13 protein-coding genes are annotated in these 15,684 nt (G+C 71.2%); 5 read left to right on the forward strand and 8 right to left on the reverse strand.

Annotation, left to right across the window (positions count from 1 at the left end; genetic code table 11):
* The first annotated feature begins 20 nt into the window (after positions 1-20).
* Positions 21-209 carry an acyl-CoA carboxylase epsilon subunit gene (locus AQJ66_RS23165; RefSeq protein ID WP_061925640.1) on the forward strand — a complete coding sequence of 63 codons (189 nt, stop codon included), beginning with the start codon at positions 21-23 and terminating at the stop codon, positions 207-209.
* An 84-nt stretch (positions 210-293) separates the two neighbouring features.
* Here the strand turns inward: AQJ66_RS23165 and AQJ66_RS23170 are convergent, their stop codons facing one another.
* The 8 genes from AQJ66_RS23170 to AQJ66_RS23205 form a co-directional block, all read right to left on the reverse strand.
* Positions 294-875 (reverse strand): GTP-binding protein, encoded by a 582-nt coding sequence (locus AQJ66_RS23170; RefSeq protein WP_029183992.1) that lies wholly within the window; start codon positions 873-875, stop codon positions 294-296.
* Positions 856-1,425 carry a DUF742 domain-containing protein gene (locus AQJ66_RS23175; RefSeq protein WP_061925643.1) on the reverse strand — a complete coding sequence of 190 codons (570 nt, stop codon included), beginning with the start codon at positions 1,423-1,425 and terminating at the stop codon, positions 856-858. The genes AQJ66_RS23170 and AQJ66_RS23175 overlap by 20 nt, the downstream gene beginning before the upstream one ends.
* A gap of 94 nt (positions 1,426-1,519) precedes the next feature.
* Complete coding sequence (locus tag AQJ66_RS23180) at positions 1,520-1,933, reverse strand: roadblock/LC7 domain-containing protein (protein ID WP_004983065.1); 414 nt, start codon at positions 1,931-1,933, stop codon at positions 1,520-1,522.
* Between the two features lie 10 nt (positions 1,934-1,943).
* Positions 1,944-5,204: a sensor histidine kinase gene (locus AQJ66_RS23185; RefSeq protein ID WP_208611434.1), complete on the reverse strand. Its 3,261-nt coding sequence runs from the start codon at positions 5,202-5,204 to the stop codon at positions 1,944-1,946.
* A 380-nt stretch (positions 5,205-5,584) separates the two neighbouring features.
* Positions 5,585-6,160, reverse strand: coding sequence for a GTP-binding protein (locus tag AQJ66_RS23190; protein WP_061925646.1), 576 nt, complete (start codon positions 6,158-6,160; stop codon positions 5,585-5,587).
* Positions 6,141-6,539: a DUF742 domain-containing protein gene (locus tag AQJ66_RS23195; protein ID WP_019058642.1), complete on the reverse strand. Its 399-nt coding sequence runs from the start codon at positions 6,537-6,539 to the stop codon at positions 6,141-6,143. Before AQJ66_RS23195 ends, AQJ66_RS23190 begins: the two co-directional genes overlap by 20 nt.
* 110 nt (positions 6,540-6,649) lie before the next feature.
* Positions 6,650-7,063 carry a roadblock/LC7 domain-containing protein gene (locus AQJ66_RS23200; RefSeq protein WP_061925649.1) on the reverse strand — a complete coding sequence of 138 codons (414 nt, stop codon included), beginning with the start codon at positions 7,061-7,063 and terminating at the stop codon, positions 6,650-6,652.
* 9 nt (positions 7,064-7,072) lie between these two features.
* Positions 7,073-10,852 (reverse strand): sensor histidine kinase, encoded by a 3,780-nt coding sequence (locus tag AQJ66_RS23205; protein WP_107119023.1) that lies wholly within the window; start codon positions 10,850-10,852, stop codon positions 7,073-7,075.
* Between the two features lie 571 nt (positions 10,853-11,423).
* Here AQJ66_RS23205 and AQJ66_RS23210 point away from each other — a divergent pair.
* From AQJ66_RS23210 to AQJ66_RS23230, 4 genes are all read left to right on the forward strand, one after another.
* A complete protein-coding gene (locus AQJ66_RS23210; protein ID WP_061925652.1) occupies positions 11,424-11,618 on the forward strand; it encodes a hypothetical protein in 195 nt (64 codons plus the stop codon).
* A 920-nt stretch (positions 11,619-12,538) separates the two neighbouring features.
* A complete protein-coding gene (locus tag AQJ66_RS23220; protein WP_061925657.1) occupies positions 12,539-13,324 on the forward strand; it encodes a fumarylacetoacetate hydrolase family protein in 786 nt (261 codons plus the stop codon).
* The gene (gene gltX / locus AQJ66_RS23225; RefSeq protein ID WP_079060370.1) at positions 13,317-14,801 is read left to right on the forward strand and encodes a glutamate--tRNA ligase; all 1,485 of its coding nucleotides are present in this window, start codon (positions 13,317-13,319) and stop codon (positions 14,799-14,801) included. Before AQJ66_RS23220 ends, gltX begins: the two co-directional genes overlap by 8 nt.
* Before the next feature lie 79 nt (positions 14,802-14,880).
* Positions 14,881-15,615 carry an HAD family hydrolase gene (locus AQJ66_RS23230; protein ID WP_061925975.1) on the forward strand — a complete coding sequence of 245 codons (735 nt, stop codon included), beginning with the start codon at positions 14,881-14,883 and terminating at the stop codon, positions 15,613-15,615.
* The last annotated feature ends 69 nt before the right edge of the window (positions 15,616-15,684 follow it).

Below are 15,684 nucleotides of genomic sequence, written 5' to 3' on the forward strand. Positions count from 1 at the left end.
TTCCACGGAGACTGACACCCATGGACAACGCTGAGATCCGCGTCGAGAAGGGCCACGCCGAGCCCGAAGAGGTCGCCGCCATCACGGCCGTCCTCCTGGCCCGCGCGGCCGCCGCCCCCTCCGCCCCGGTGCACCGCGCCCGCCGCAGGGCCGGCTGGCGCCGCCTGGAGCGCGAGCCCGGCTTCCGCGCCCCGCACAGCTGGCACTGATCCCGCACGCGGACGAAGGGCCCCTCTCGAAAGAGAGGGGCCCTTCGTGATGTCCGGGCGCGCCCCCGAAGGGGCGCGGAACGGCTACCGCAGCCGCGCCATCAACGCGTGCTCCACGAGGGTGATCAGCGCCGACTTGGCGTCCGCGCGGTGGCGGGCGTCGGTCGTGATGATCGGGGTGTCGGGGCCGATCTGCAGCGCCTCGCGCACCTCGTCCGGCGAGTACGGCTGGTTGCCGTCGAAGCCGTTGAGGGCGATGACGAAGGGCAGACCCGAGTTCTCGAAGTAGTCGACCGCCGGGAAGCAGTCGGCGAGACGCCGGGTGTCCACCAGGACGATCGCGCCGATCGCACCGCGGACCAGGTCGTCCCACATGAACCAGAAGCGGTCCTGGCCCGGCGTGCCGAACAGGTACAGGATCAGGTCCTGGTCCAGCGTGATACGGCCGAAGTCCATGGCGACCGTGGTGGTCGTCTTGTCACCGGTGTGGGTGAGGTCGTCGATGCCGGCCGAAGCGGACGTCATGACGGCCTCTGTGCGCAGCGGGTTGATCTCCGAGACAGCACCGACGAACGTGGTCTTGCCCACGCCGAAGCCGCCCGCCACCACGATTTTCGCGGAGGTGGTGGAGCGGGAAGGACCGCCGCTAGAGCTTGCGAAGTCCACTGAGCACCCTTTCGAGCAGTGTCACGTCTGGCTGGCCACCGGCGTTCTCGTCGCCGCCGGGCTGATGGATGGCGACCAGGCCCGCCTCCGCCAAGTCGGCGACGAGGATCCTGGCCACGCCGAGGGGGATGGTCAGCAGCGCCGAGATCTCGGCGACCGACTTGATCTCCCGGCACAGGTTGCAGATCCGCTGATGCTCGGGCAACTGGCCCTGCATCTGGTGCGGAGCGGCGGTGGTGTGCACCAGCGCCTCGATGGCGAGCTGGTAGCGCGGGCGGGTCCGGCCGCCGGTCATGGCGTACGGACGCACCAGGGGGTTGTTGGCTGCCGAGGCCGGCGCCGGCTCGGGGCGGCGCTGCGGCTGGACCGGCTGGATCCGCGGGGCCGGCGGCTGGTCGTACGGCGAGGGGCCGGGGCCCTGCGGGGCGTACGGCTGCCGGTGGCCGGGGGAGGAGGGGAAGTTGTACCGGTTCGCCGAACCGTCGCCCTGGCCCTGTGCGGGGCCGTACGACCAGTTGCCCGAAGACGAACCGCCTGGGGGTGTTGCCACTTTCTCCTCCTCCGACCGTGCCGGGCACCCATACGTGTGGAGCCGCGTCCCGAAACCTTACGGTGCCGGGACGCGTATACGCACCGTTCGCCTGTTAGTTGAGAAGGCTCCCCTGGAGCTCCGCGCGGAGATCCGGGGTGAGAACCGTTCCCGCGCGGTCCACCAGAAGGGCCATCTCGTACCCGATGAGGCCGATGTCCGCTTCCGGGTGGGCCAGTACCGCCAGCGACGAACCGTCGGAGATGGACATGATGAAGAGGAATCCCCGCTCCATCTCCACAACCGTCTGGTTCACACTGCCGCCCTCGAAGATGCGGGAGGCGCCTGCCGTCAGAGACGTCAGACCGGAGGCGACGGCCGCGAGCTGGTCGGCGCGGTCGCGCGGAAAGCCTTCGGACATCGCCAGAAGGAGTCCGTCGGCGGAGACCACCACCGTGTGGGACACCCCCGGGGTGTTGTCCACGAAGTTGGTGATCAACCAGTTCAGGTTCTGTGCCGCCTGGCTCATCGGGCTCACACTAACGCTCCTGGTTGTAGGTGCTGTCAGGACCGAAGCCCTGGCCGTTCGTTTCACTGCCGCCTGCGCTGCGTCCGCGCTGGACGCCTCGGCGCAGGTTGCTCAGTCGGCCCCGGACGTCCTCCGGGGCGCGGGAGACCTGTGGGCCTCCCTGCGGGGTGGTCTCGGCGGCGCCCTCGACCAGATTGGCCTTGGGTACCCGCCGCGGCAGGCCGGAGGCGGTGACCCCGCCTGCCTTGGGCTTGCGGAGCTGCGCCGCCTGCTGCCAGCGCTCGTCGTTCGCCGAACGCCAGTCGCTGTCGCCGTTCACCCCCGGGGAGTCCCCGGTGGCGGGAGCCGGCGCTTCCTGCCGCACGTGCGCCGTGCCGTTCGCGCCGCCGGCGCCGCTGGACCCGTTCGCGGATCCCCGGCGGGGCAGCCCGGCGTCGGTCAGCGCGTGGCCGGCCGGAGGGGTCGGTTCCGGACTGTCGAAGCCTACGTGGTCCCGCTCACTCGCGTCAGCGGCCTGCGCCGACTCCGCTTCCGGAGCGTACTGGGCCGGATAGCCGTTCTGGTAGCCGTTCTGCCGGGGCCAGTCGTCCTGGTAGGACCCGCCCTCGTAGGAACCGAAGGCGTCGGCCGCCGCGGAGGCGTGCTCCTCCTGGGCCGGCTCCGGGTAGCCGCCGCCGGCGGAGAAGCCGTCGTTCCGGGGCAGGCCCTCGCTCGGCGCGTAGAACTGCTCGTCGTACGGCTTCTCGTACGACTGCTCCTGGTACGCCTGCCGGGGCTGCTCCTGGTACTGCTGCTCCGGGTACGCCTGCTGCGGCTGCTCCTGGTACGCCTGCTGCTCGGTGTAGCCCGTACCGCTGCCGTCGTAGGCCGCCTGCCGGGCGTCGAACTCGTCGGCGTAGGCCTGCTCGGGGCTCTCCTGCCGGGGCTGCTCCGGCTGGCCGTGCGACTGCGACTCCAGGGCCGCGCGGCGCTCCTCGCGCAGCAGCGAGCGGCCGACCGGGTCGAGCTCGCGGATGTCGTCGGGGACGTCCGCGTAACGGCTGTCGTCGAAGCCCAGCTCGGCGGCGGTGCGCAGCGGCGGCTGCTGGTGCTGGAAGCTCTCGCCCGGGAACTGCTGCTCCGGGATGATCTGCGAGACCGTGAACTCCTCGCGGTCCAGCGGCGCCTCGCCGCCACCGCCGTGCGTGATCGCGTCCGGCAGCATGACCAGGGAGGTCGTACCGGCCTGCTCGCCCGAGGGGCGCAGCTGGACCCGGATGCCGTGCCGGTCGGACAGCCGGCCGACCACGAACAGGCCCATGCGCTGGGAGATCGCGGCGTCCACGGTCGGCGGGTTGGCCAGCTTGTGGTTGATGTCCGCGAAGTCCTCGGCGGTCAGGCCGATGCCCTTGTCGTGGATCTCGATCATCACGCGGCCGTCCGGCAGACGGGTCGCGGTGACCCGGACCTTCGTCTGCGGCGAGGAGAACGTGGTGGCGTTCTCCAGCAGCTCGGCCAGCAGGTGCACGAGGTCGGTGACCGCGCGGCCGTGGATGTCGGCCTCCGGTACGCCGGACAGCTCGATGCGCTCGTACTGCTCCACCTCGGAGGAGGCGGCGCGCAGCACGTCGACCAGCGGGACCGGCTGGTCCCAGCGGCGGCCGGGCTCCTCGCCCGCGAGGACCAGCAGGTTCTCGCCGTTGCGGCGCATACGGGTCGCGAGGTGGTCCAGCTTGAAGAGGTTCTCCAGCTGGTCCGGGTCGGCCTCGTTGTTCTCCAGGTCGGTGATCAGGGTCAGCTGGCCCTCGATCAGCGACTGGTTGCGGCGCGACAGGTTGGTGAAGATCGCGTTGATGTTGCCCCGCAGCAGGGCCTGCTCGGCGGCGAGCCGGACGGCCTCGCGGTGGACCTGGTCGAAGGCCCGGGCGACCTCGCCGATCTCGTCCGTCGAGGTGATCGGGATGGGCGCCACCCGGGTGTCGACGCGGCCCGGGTCGGTCCGGGACAGCTGGTCGACCAGCATCGGCAGGCGCTGTTCGGCGATGCCGAAGGCGGCGTTGCGCAGCTGGCGCATCGAGCGGCTCATCTGCCGGGCCACGGTGCCGGCCAGGATGAACGCGAGCAGCAGGGCGACCACGACGATCGCACCCGTGATGATCGCGGAGGTCTTGGCGTCGTCGGCGATACCGGAGGCCTCGCTCACCGCCTTGTCGGCGAGGTTCGACTCCAGCTGGCGGTAGCCCTTGTACTTCAGGCTGTTGACCGTCCACCAGTTGTCGGCGGTGATGCCCTTGGCGGCGAGCGCCTGGCGGGTGAGCGGGTCGGTGTCCTTCAGCCCGGCCAGCATCGTGACCATCGTCTCCGGCTTCGCCGGCGGCGCGACGTACTTCGGGTCCTGCTGCTTGGCCTGCGTGACCAGCGCGGCGCCCTGCGTCTTGATCTGCTGCTTGACGGCGTCGAGGTTCTGCGCGTCCTCCTCGGTGCCACCGCCGAGGTACTCCTCCAGAGCGATGCGCTCCAGGTAGGCGTAGGCGGACAGGGAGACCCGCTGGGTCGCCAGGTTCGGGGCGTCCGGGCCGGGCTTGACCAGCATGTGCATGCCGATCGAGCGCTCCAGGGACAGCGCCGCCTTGGTGAGCGACATGGCGTAGACGGTGCGGCCGTAGGAGGTGATGTTGCCGGTGCCCAGACCGAGTTCGTTGGCGAACTCCATCAGGGGGTGGGCCACCTCGACGTAGCCCTCTTCGGTCTGTACGCCCGTGGTCTTGTCGGTGTAGGCGACCTGGCGCAGGGTCTGCAACCGGGGCTCGACCTTGCGGAACCCGGTCAGCCGGCGCTTCAGGCCCGCCTTGTCCGGCATGCTCTGCGCGGCGCGGTCGAACGCGTCGGCGGCGAGGTCCGTCTGCTTGCGGGCGTCGATGACGACCTGCTTGTTCTTCCCCAGCAGGATAGGGGCCGCGGTGACGTCACGCTCGTTCTCGAGGGCGTCGGCGTAGCCGAGGGCGGCCTGTACCAGGCGGGCGGTGTTCTCCGCGTCCCGGGCCTGCTGCCAGGTGTCGATCGAGTTCTTCACCTGGAAGCCGCCCATGACGAGGCCGACCGCCACGGGTATGAGCAGGATCGCGTTCAGCCGGGTCGGCACGCGCCAGTTGCGCGGCGAGAAGCGGCCGCCGCTCTTCGCGGGTGCGACCGCGGGCTCCGCGCCGGTCACGGGGGTGGGCGCCGCAGCGCGCGGCGGCGGGGTGAAGTTGCCCCGCGCCGACGGCTCGGGACCGTTCTTGCTTCGCCTCACTCGACCAACAACCTCTCGGCGGTCGGCACCTACGTCGTGCCGCAGTCTCTCAGAGCCCGGTTCGCCACAGACCACTTGGGAGTACGTCTTTGACTATTGGGCAGTTCAGGCATTCCAGCACGGGGCCGTGTGCACTTCCAAACAGTGGAAGCCGGGAGAGCAGCCCCTCGTGAGCCCCAGATAAAACGGTCATAAAGAGCGAGCCCCGCCAAAAGACGGGGCGATCGTGCGCGCAGCGACACCGCCCGACCGCGTCGCGTGGCGGACTTCGGCGATTCCTCTGCCGAACTGTTATGAACAGCGGAGCCGACCGTGTCAAAGGCCACAGCCGGCTCCGTTCCGTTTACGACAACTGCCGTAGCGCACGTCGTGTTCGCGTGCTACCGCAGACGCGCCATCAGGGCGTGCTCGACCAGCGTGATCAGCGCCGACTTGGCGTCCGCGCGGTGGCGGGCGTCGGTCGTGATGATCGGGGTGTCGGGGCCGATCTGCAGCGCCTCGCGGACCTCGTCGGGGGTGTACGGCTGCTGGCCGTCGAAGCCGTTGAGGGCGATGACGAACGGCAGGCCGCTGTTCTCGAAGTAGTCCACGGCCGGGAAGCAGTCGGCCAGACGCCGGGTGTCCACGAGCACCACCGCGCCGATCGCGCCGCGGACCAGGTCGTCCCACATGAACCAGAAGCGGTCCTGGCCCGGCGTGCCGAACAGGTACAGGATCAGGTCCTGGTCCAGCGTGATACGGCCGAAGTCCATCGCCACCGTGGTGGTGGTCTTGTCCCCGGTGTGGGTGAGGTCGTCGATGCCCGCGGAGGCGGACGTCATGACGGCCTCCGTGCGCAGCGGGTTGATCTCCGAGACGGCGCCGACGAACGTCGTCTTGCCCACGCCGAAGCCGCCCGCCACCACGATCTTCGCGGAGGTGGTGGCCCGGCTCCCGTCAGAGCTTGCGAAGTCCACTGAGCACCCTTTCGAGCAGCGTCACGTCCGGAGCGCCGCCGTTGTTCTCGTCGCCACCCGGCTGGTGGATGGCGACCAGGCCGGCCTCGGCGAGGTCGGCGACCAGGATCCGGGCCACACCGAGCGGCATGGCCAGCAGCGCGGAGACCTCCGCGACCGACTTGACCTCCCGGCACAGGTGGCAGATGCGCTGGTGTTCCGGGAGCAGTCCCATCAGCGCTGCCGGGTCGGCCGTGGTGCTGATCAGCGCCTCGATGGCGAGCTGGTAGCGCGGCCGGGTCCGGCCACCGGTCATCGCGTACGGACGTACCAGCGGCTGGTCGCCCTCGTCCCCGTACGGCTCCGCGTACGGATCATGAGAGGCGGTGGGCGGGGTCATGAATCCTCCGGGCGGGACAGCATGTCGATGAGTCGTGCCGTCTGACGGGGCCGTGGGGGGATTGTGGCGGCCGGACGGTGTTTTCGTGAGCTGGGTGGTGCCGGGGCCGGTCAGTGGAGCAGACTGCCTTGGAGTTCGGCACGCAGGTCCGGGGTGAGAACCGCCCCTGCGCGGTCGACGAGCAGTGTCATCTCGTAGCCGACGAGACCGATGTCGCACTCCGGGTGGGCCAGGACGGCGAGGGACGACCCGTCCGAGACCGACATCAGGAAGAGGAAGCCGCGCTCCATCTCGACGACCGTCTGCGCCACGTTGCCGCCCTCGAAGATCCGGGACGCCCCGGCCGTCAGCGAGGTCAGACCGGAGGCGACGGCCGCGAGCTGGTCGGCGCGGTCGCGCGGGAAGCCTTCGGACATCGCCAGCAGAAGGCCGTCGGCAGAGACCACCACCGTGTGGGACACCCCCGGGGTGTTGTCCACGAAGTTGGTGATCAACCAGTTCAGGTTCTGTGCCGCCTGGCTCATCGGACTCAACTAACGCTCCTGCTGGTGAGTGGGGCTCGGGAAGCTGCCGGTCTGGCCGCCGCCGGCCTGACGGCCCTGAGCGATGCCCCGACGGAGATTGGTCAGCCGGCCGCGTACGTCGTCAGGCGCACGGGAGACCTGCGGACCGCTCTGGTGCTGTTGCTGCTGCGCCGTGCCCGGGACGAGGTTCGCCCGGGGCACCCGCCGCGGCAGGCCGGAGGTGGTGACACCGCCGGCCGCGGGCTGCCGGACGCGCTCCGCCTGCCGGACGAGTTCGTCGTTCGGCGAGGTGCGCCAGGAGCCGGTGGTGGAGGAATGGTGCGGGCCCGCGGGGGCCTGCTGCTGCGGAGCCTGGGCCGGAACCGCGGCTGGTGCCGCCTCCTGCTGCCCGCCCTGCTGTCCGCCGTGGAACCAGTTGGTCTCCAGCGTGTCGTACAGCGGGGTGCGGCCGTCGCCCGGACCGCTGGCCGGCGGAAGTGCCCAGCCGTCACCCGGTCCGCGTCCGTTGTCCGGCTGCTGCCGGACCGGACGCTGCTGCGGGGCCTGCGGCGCGGGGGCCTGCGGGCGCGGGGCGCCGAAGTCGGCGCGGCCGCCCGGCTGGGGACCCTCGAACCGGCCGGTGTCCGCCGGGCCCTGGCCCGGGCGGCCGGGCAGCGCGTGCCGCCCGGTGGAGCTGCCGTCGAAGCCGCCGCCGTAGCCGTTGTCGTAGGCCTGCGGGGCCGCGAACTGGCCCGTGCTCTGCGGGTCCTGCTGCCCGGGCGCCGGCGTGCCGAACACGTCGGAGCGGACGAACGGATCCGTGCCGCCCTGCTGACCGAACTGGCCCGGCTGCTGCGGCTGCACGTTCGGGCGCGGGAACTGGCCCGTGGAGCCGCCGGCCGTTCCGAAGTCCGGGCGCGGGAACTCGCCCGTGGCGGACGGACCCTGCCGGTCGTCGATGCGGGGCATCTCCGCGGTCGCGCCCGGGCCCTGCCGGTCGTCGATGCGCGGCATGCGCGAGGTGTGCGCCGGGTCCTGCTCGTCGTGGCCGCGCGGGGTGTCCAGCGAGGCACGTGAGAGCGGGGCGCCGTCGTTCCAGTCCGGGGTGCGCGCGGGCGGGTTGGCGCCGGGCAGCTCGGCCCGCGGACCGCCCCGCGGCGGCAGTTGCGGCTGACGGCCCTGGTCGGGGCCGGCGGCGGCGCCGCGCGGCGCCGCCGCACCGCGACCGCCGAAGGCGTCCTGCTGCTGCGGTCCGCCGGGGTTCGCGGCCTGCAGGCCCTGCGGGGCACCCGGCGCCTGGGAGGGGCCGCCGAAGCCGCCCGCACCGGCACCCGCCGCAGCTCCCGGCCGGCCGCCCTGCTGCGGCGCACCCGGTCCCTGCGGTCCGCGTGCTCCGCCCGGCGCACCGGGACGGGCGCCGGGGCCCGAACCGGGCAGCGCGGCCCGGGGACCCTGACCGGAGCCGACCTGGCCGCGCGGGCCCGGACCGGCACCGAGGAGTCCGCCGCCGGCGGGGGCACCGCCGAGGGCGCCGCCCTGGCCGCCGTTGCCGGCCGCGCGGCGGGCGGCCGCGGCACCGGCCGCGGCCTGCGCGGCGGCCGGACCACCGGTCGGCGCGGGGGCGCCGGGCTTGCCCGGAGCGGGCTTCTTGCCGCCCTGCGCGACGTCGACGGGCAGCATGACCAGCGCGGTCGTACCACCGGAGTCGGAGGGGCGCAGCTGGATGCGGATGCCGTGGCGCTGCGATAGCCGGCCGACCACGAACAGACCCATGCGGCGGGAGACGGAGACGTCCACGGTGGGCGGCGAGGCGAGCCGTTCGTTGATCGCCGCGAGGTCCTCGGGGGAGAGGCCGATGCCGGTGTCGTGGATCTCGATCAGCACGCGGCCGTCGGGCAGCGCGTGACCGGTGACCTTGACCTTGGTCTGCGGGGAGGAGAACGAGGTGGCGTTCTCGAGCAGCTCGGCGAGCAGGTGCACGAGGTCGTTGACGACGCGGCCGGCGACCTCGGTCGTCGGCACGGCGGCCAGCTCGATGCGCTCGTACTGCTCCACCTCGGACGCGGCGGCGCGGAGCACGTCGACCAGCGGCACGGGGCGGGTCCAGCGGCGGCCGGGCTCCTCGCCCGCGAGGACGAGGAGGTTCTCGCCGTTACGGCGCATACGGGTGGCGAGGTGGTCCAGCTTGAACAGCGACGACAGCTGGTCCGGGTCGGCCTCGCGGGACTCCAGTTCGGAGATCAGCGACAGCTGACGCTGGATCAGGCCCTGGGAGCGGCGCGAGAGGTTGGTGAACATCGCGTTGACGTTGCCCCGCAGCAGGGCCTGCTCGGCGGCGAGGCGGACCGCCTCGCGGTGCACGTCGTCGAAGGCCGCGGCCACCTGGCCGATCTCGTCCCGGGAGTGCACACCGACCGACTCCACGGACGTGTCCACGTCCTGCGGGTCGGACTCCGACAGCTGCTTGACCAGCTCGGGCAGACGGTCCTGGGCGACCTTGGTGGCGGTCTCCTGCAGGCGGCGCAGCGAGCGGATCATGGAGCGGGCCACCACGAAGGCGCCGACCAGGGAGATGCCGAGCACCAGCAGGATCAGCGCACCGGAGATGATCGCGTCCTGCTCGGAGGACGCCTTCAGCTCGCGGGCCTTCTGCTCCATGTCCTCGAGCAGCGAGCGCTCGACGTTCTTCATCTGCTGGATCTTGGTGGAGCTGTCGTCCAGCCAGTCCCGGTACGAGCGGGCCGGCAGGCTGTCCAGACCGCTCGGGGACTCCAGGACCCGCTTGGCGTACAGGTCCGCGGACTGGATGATCGCGTTGCCGTCCTCGATCGGCTTCAGCAGCGCGTCCGGGTTCTCGCTGCTGTAGATCTTCCGGAAGATCGAGATCTGGGAGTTCTCGCTCTGGTACGCCGACTCGCCGTAGAGCTGGTCGTTCCGGGAGAGGTGACCCTTGGTGGTGTTGCTGGAGGTCAGTGCCGCGGCGATGACGGCGCGCTGCACCGAGGCGTACTCCTTGGCGGTGGAGAAGGCCGCCAGGGCACGGGTGCGCGAGATCATCTCCGGGTTGCTGGACGCCTCGGCCATGGACTGGGAGAGGTCGATCAGCTGGGTGATCAGGCGGTGGTACGCCTCGACCGTCTGCGTCGAGTTGTTCTTCGACTTGTAGGCGTCCTTGCGGATCCGGGCGAGGTCGTCGAGCTGGTTGGCGAGGCTCACCAGGGTGTCGCGGACACCCTGGAGCTGGCCGCTCTTGCTCGCCGCGTCGATCTGCTCGGACGCGTTCAGGAAGTTCTCGCGGGCCCGGTCGGTCTTGTCCTGGTAGCCCTTGACCGTGTAGTCGCTCGGCTGCAGACCGTGGGAGAGCGGACCGGCGGACTGGTCGCGCTCGTCCTGCAGCGCCTGGGCCAGTTCCGTGGCCTGCTTGGTCATGTCCGTCAGCAGCTTCATGTTGTCGAGCTGCTGGATGTCGGTGATGTTCTGGTCGATGCGCAGCGCGCCCAGCGAGGTCGCCGCGACCACCGGAAGCGCCAGCAGCGACACCAGGCGCGTGGAGATGCGCCAGTTGCGCATCGCCATGCGCGAGCCGGGGCCGCCGGCACCCTTGGCGGGCTTCACCGCCGGCACCGGGTCCGGGGCCTTCGCGGCGCCCGCCGAGGAGGACGTGCCGAGGCGCCCGGGGCGCTCACCGCCGTCCCCGGACGGGGCCTGGCCCGGGTTCTGGGCGTGCTGGGGCGAGGAACCGCGGTCGGTCCCGCCGTGCGCCTCCGGCTCCGCCGAAGCGCTGCCATCCCTCTTGAAACGTCCCTGCACTAGCGTCGCAACCTCTGGACCAGGCGCCCCTCCGTTCGCACGGAGGGACACGGTGTCGGCGTCTTGGAGAGCGCCCTGAATACGCCCCCCGGGTGGTCTTGAGTGACCGGCGCTGGCTCCCCCTCTCGCCGCCACTCGGCGCTGCGTTGCGCCCCCTGCGCGCCGGCTCGATCCCGCGGCGGTCCGTGGAATTCCAGCACAGTGCAGGATCTCCAACAAGGGCCGTACCCCGAGCTGTGACCTACGTGACGCACCGTGAATCACGGGTCACCGCTGGTGCAGGGTGATTCGGTGGAAAACGGGCATAGGGCTGTGAGTCGCCGCTCGGTGCCGACTGTCCCAGTCGGCATGATCAGGAGCGGAATGGCAGCTTCAGGGAGTCAATGTCCGTTTCCCTGCCGAGGGTTGTCGGCCCACATTGACCGCTTTGTCCCCCGGTTCGTGAGCAAACTCACACGAGGATCATGGGGAGTTCGCGACTGTGGCGGGGAATCGGATGTTTAGCCTGACGCTTTACGGAATGGGCGACACTGCCAACCCCACCGGACCCGAACTCACAGGACTGACAACCGTGAAGACGACGATGATGTTCCGCACGATAGCCAACCCGCGGCGCACGACCCTGGCGCACCTCGAGGACGCCGAGGAACTGCAGGCGCCCGAGCTGCCGGAGCACGGCGTCGAGCTTCCCGCCCAGACGGCCAACCCCCGCCGCACCGTCCTGATGGAGGTTCCGGTCGCCGCCGGGGCCCCGGCCGACGCGTAGCAGGGCCGGAGCCGCAGCCGGGCGGGCACCACAGCCGAGGAGCGCGGCCCGGAAGATCACGCACCCGCGAGGATCTTCCGGGCCGCGCTCACTTTGCGCGCGTGCAGGCGGCACCGTGCCGTGCCGGGCGATCATCCTCCGCCGTATCGCGGCCTGCGCCCTCGGCCGCGAAGGTGAGCCGCTTCTCGCACGCCATGCCCGCCGGCGCGGTCCGCTTCTCCCGCAGCGAGTTCCGGAAGCTTTCCGGCGAGATACCGCTCGCCGCCGAGACGCCCGCCGGATACTCGTACGGCCCGGCGAGCTTCCGGACGGCCGGACCCGGGCAGCCCACTTCCGGCGCGGGCTTTCCCCGGAACTGTGTCTTTCCCTTCCCCGGGGCCGTACCGGTCCGACATCCCATTCCGGCGGTCCGGACTCGCGCCGGGGGCGGATTTCCCGGCGAGTGCGCGGGAAAGACCGAAACGCTTCATGCGGTCGCGGGCCGGTGTCTGCCGCGCGGCCTCGACGGTGTCGTGCTCGGCGTCGCTGTAGCCGCACGCCGCGATCTGTGCGCCGCCGCGCGGCGCGGCCGTGGGGCGGTCGCTGCCCCTCGCGCCCCTGGAGGTCAGGACGGTTCACTGCCACGGAATGCGGTGAGGAGGCCGGAGGCGTCCGCTGTTGCAGAAGAAGACCCGCGCGATGCAAAGCCGTGTTTTTCCGAGGAGGATTTCCAGGGTTCGATTCCGGCCGTGACGACAGTGGTTCCGGCCGGAGATCACGAGGCGCCCGACGTGACCGCGGGAGGAATTCGGAATTGCGGCGCGCGGGTTTCCGGACCGGAATTACCCGGCCGCCACGCGCCGCCGCCCGAACGCCGGGCGGCCCGACCGGCTAACCTGGGGCGTCAGTAAGCCGGTTCTAGTTGAGGGGCGCAGGATCCCGTGCGCATCGCCAGGTTCTCCATCGACGGGAACGTAGCCTTCGGCGCGGTCGAGGGCGACAAGCAGGACGAACTCGTCCTCGACATCATCAAGGGCATCCCGTTCGCGGACTACGAGCTGTCCGGTACCAAGGTGCCGCTGAGCAAGGTCAGGCTCCTCCCGCCGGTGCTCCCCAACAAGGTCGTGGCCTTCGGCCGCAACTACGCCGAGCACGCGCGCGAGCTGGGCAACGAGGTGCCCGACGCCCCGTTCGCCTTCTTCAAGCCCTCCACCTCGGTGATCGGGACCGGCGACGAGATCCAGTACCCGCCCTTCTCCGAGGAACTGCACCACGAGGCCGAGCTGGCCGTCGTCATCGGCCGGCTGTGCCGCGAGGTCCCGCGCGAGCGCGTCAAGGACGTGATCTTCGGCTACACCTGTGCCAACGACGTCACCGCCCGCGACGTGCAGAAGCGCGAGAAGCAGTGGGCCCGGGCCAAGGGCTTCGACACCTCCTGCCCGCTCGGCCCCTGGGTGGAGACCGACCTGGACCTCGACCGGGCGAACGACCTCACCGTCCAGCTCACCGTCAACGGCGAACAGCGTCAGCTGGGCCGCACCAGCGAGATGATCCACCCCATCGAGGACCTGGTCGTCAACATCTCCGAGGCCATGACGCTGCTGCCCGGCGACGTCATCCTCACCGGCACCCCCGCGGGGGTCGGCCCCCTCCACGTCGGCGACGAGGTCGCCGTCACCATCGAAGGCATCGGCACTCTCACCAACAAGGTTGTCAAGCGTGGCTAGCGCACCCGGCTCACCCGTACGCGTCCGTTTCTGCCCCTCGCCCACCGGTAACCCCCACGTGGGCCTGGTCCGCACCGCCCTGTTCAACTGGGCGTTCGCCCGGCACCACCAGGGCACCCTGGTCTTCCGCATCGAGGACACCGACGCGGCCCGCGACTCCGAGGAGTCGTACCAGCAGCTCCTCGACGCGATGCGCTGGCTCGGCTTCGACTGGGACGAGGGCCCCGAGGTCGGCGGCCCGCACGCGCCGTACCGCCAGTCGCAGCGCATGGACCTCTACCAGGACGTCGCCCGGAAGCTCCTCGACGCGGGCCACGCCTACCACTGCTACTGCTCCCAGGAGGAGCTGGACACCCGCCGCGAGGCCGCCCGCGCCGCCGGCCAGCCGTCCGGCTACGACGGCCACTGCCGCGACCTGAGCGCCGCGCAGGTGGAGGAGTACGAGGCCCAGGGCCGCACCCCGATCGTCCGCTTCCGGATGCCCGACGAGACGATCACCTTCACCGACCTGGTGCGCGGCGAGATCACGTACCTCCCGGAGAACGTGCCGGACTACGGCATCGTCCGCGCGAACGGCGCCCCGCTGTACACGCTGGTCAACCCGGTCGACGACGCGCTGATGGAGATCACCCACGTCCTGCGCGGCGAGGACCTGCTCTCCTCCACCCCGCGCCAGATCGCGCTGTACAAGGCGCTGATCGAACTCGGCGTCGCCCGGCAGATCCCGGCCTTCGGCCACCTGCCGTACGTCATGGGCGAGGGCAACAAGAAGCTCTCCAAGCGCGACCCGCAGTCCTCGCTGAACCTGTACCGCGAGCGGGGCTTCCTGCCCGAGGGCCTGCTCAACTACCTGTCCCTGCTGGGCTGGTCGCTCTCCGCGGACCAGGACATCTTCTCGATCGAGGAGATGGTCGCCGCCTTCGACGTCGCGGACGTGAACCCCAACCCGGCGCGCTTCGACCTGAAGAAGTGCGAGGCGATCAACGCCGACCACATCCGCATGCTCGAGGTGAAGGACTTCACCGAGCGCTGCCGCCCGTGGCTGAAGGCCCCGGCCGCCCCGTGGGCACCGGAGGACTTCGACGAGGCGAAGTGGCAGGCGATCGCCCCGCACGCGCAGACCCGCCTCAAGGTCCTCTCCGAGATCACCGACAACGTCGACTTCCTGTTCCTGGCCGAGCCGGTCTTCGACGAGGCGTCCTGGACGAAGGCGATGAAGGAGGGCTCCGACGCCCTGCTCCGCACGGCGAGGGAGAAGCTGGAAGCGGCCGACTGGACCTCCGCCGAGTCCCTGAAGGAGGCCGTCCTGGCCGCCGGCGAGGCCCACGGCCTCAAGCTCGGCAAGGCCCAGGCCCCGGTCCGCGTGGCCGTCACCGGCCGCACGGTCGGCCTGCCGCTCTTCGAGTCCCTCGAGGTCCTCGGCCGGGAGAAGACGCTGGCCCGCATCGACGCGGCGCTGGCCAGGCTGAGCGCGTAACCGGCGCACACGGCAGGGGCGGCACCCGGGACTCCGGGTGCCGCCCCTGCCGCTTCGGTTCGGCGGTACCGTCGGGGGCATGGGGATCAGAGCAGTGGTCTGGGACGTGGACGACACCCTCTTCGACTACACCACCGCCGACCGCGAGGGCATGCGCGCGCATCTGGTGGCCGAGGGGCTGCTCGCCGGGTACGGGTCGCCGGAGGAGGCCCTGGCGCGCTGGCGGGAGATCACCGACCGGCAGTGGGCCCGCTTCGCGGCCGGCGAGGTCGACTTCGTCACACAGCGGCGCGACCGCACCCGGGTCTTCCTGGACCGGCCGGGGCTGACGGACGCCGAGGCCGACGACTGGTTCCAGCGGTACGTGACGCACTACGAGGCCGCCTGGTCCCTCTTCCCGGACGTCCTGCCGGTCCTCGACGCGCTGGCCGCCAGCCACCGGCACGCGGTGCTGTCCAACTCCAGCCTGACCGTCCAGGACCGCAAGCTGCGGACGCTCGGCGTGCACGACCGCTTCGAGGTCATCCTCTGCGCCGCCGAGCTGGGCGTCTCCAAGCCGGAGCCCGGCGCCTTCCTGGCCGCCTGCGAGGCCCTCGCGCTGGCCCCGCACGAGGTGGCGTACATCGGGGACCACCCGGAGATCGACGGGCGGGGCGCGGCCGACGCCGGGCTGCTGTCGGTGTGGATCGACCGCGGCGGCGCGTACGCGACCCTCGATCCGCCCGCCGGCCCGCACCGCATCGCCTCCCTCTCCGAACTCCCCCGGCTCCTCGGCGCCGATACTCGTTTTGGAGCCCCGTCCACCTTCGGGTAATGTTCTTCCTGCGCCGCCGGGGAGCGGGCCGAAAGGCCGGAAACCCGAGGCGCACAGCTAGAACAAGAA

This window comes from Streptomyces bungoensis (assembly GCF_001514215.1).
Lineage (GTDB): Bacteria > Actinomycetota > Actinomycetes > Streptomycetales > Streptomycetaceae > Streptomyces > Streptomyces bungoensis.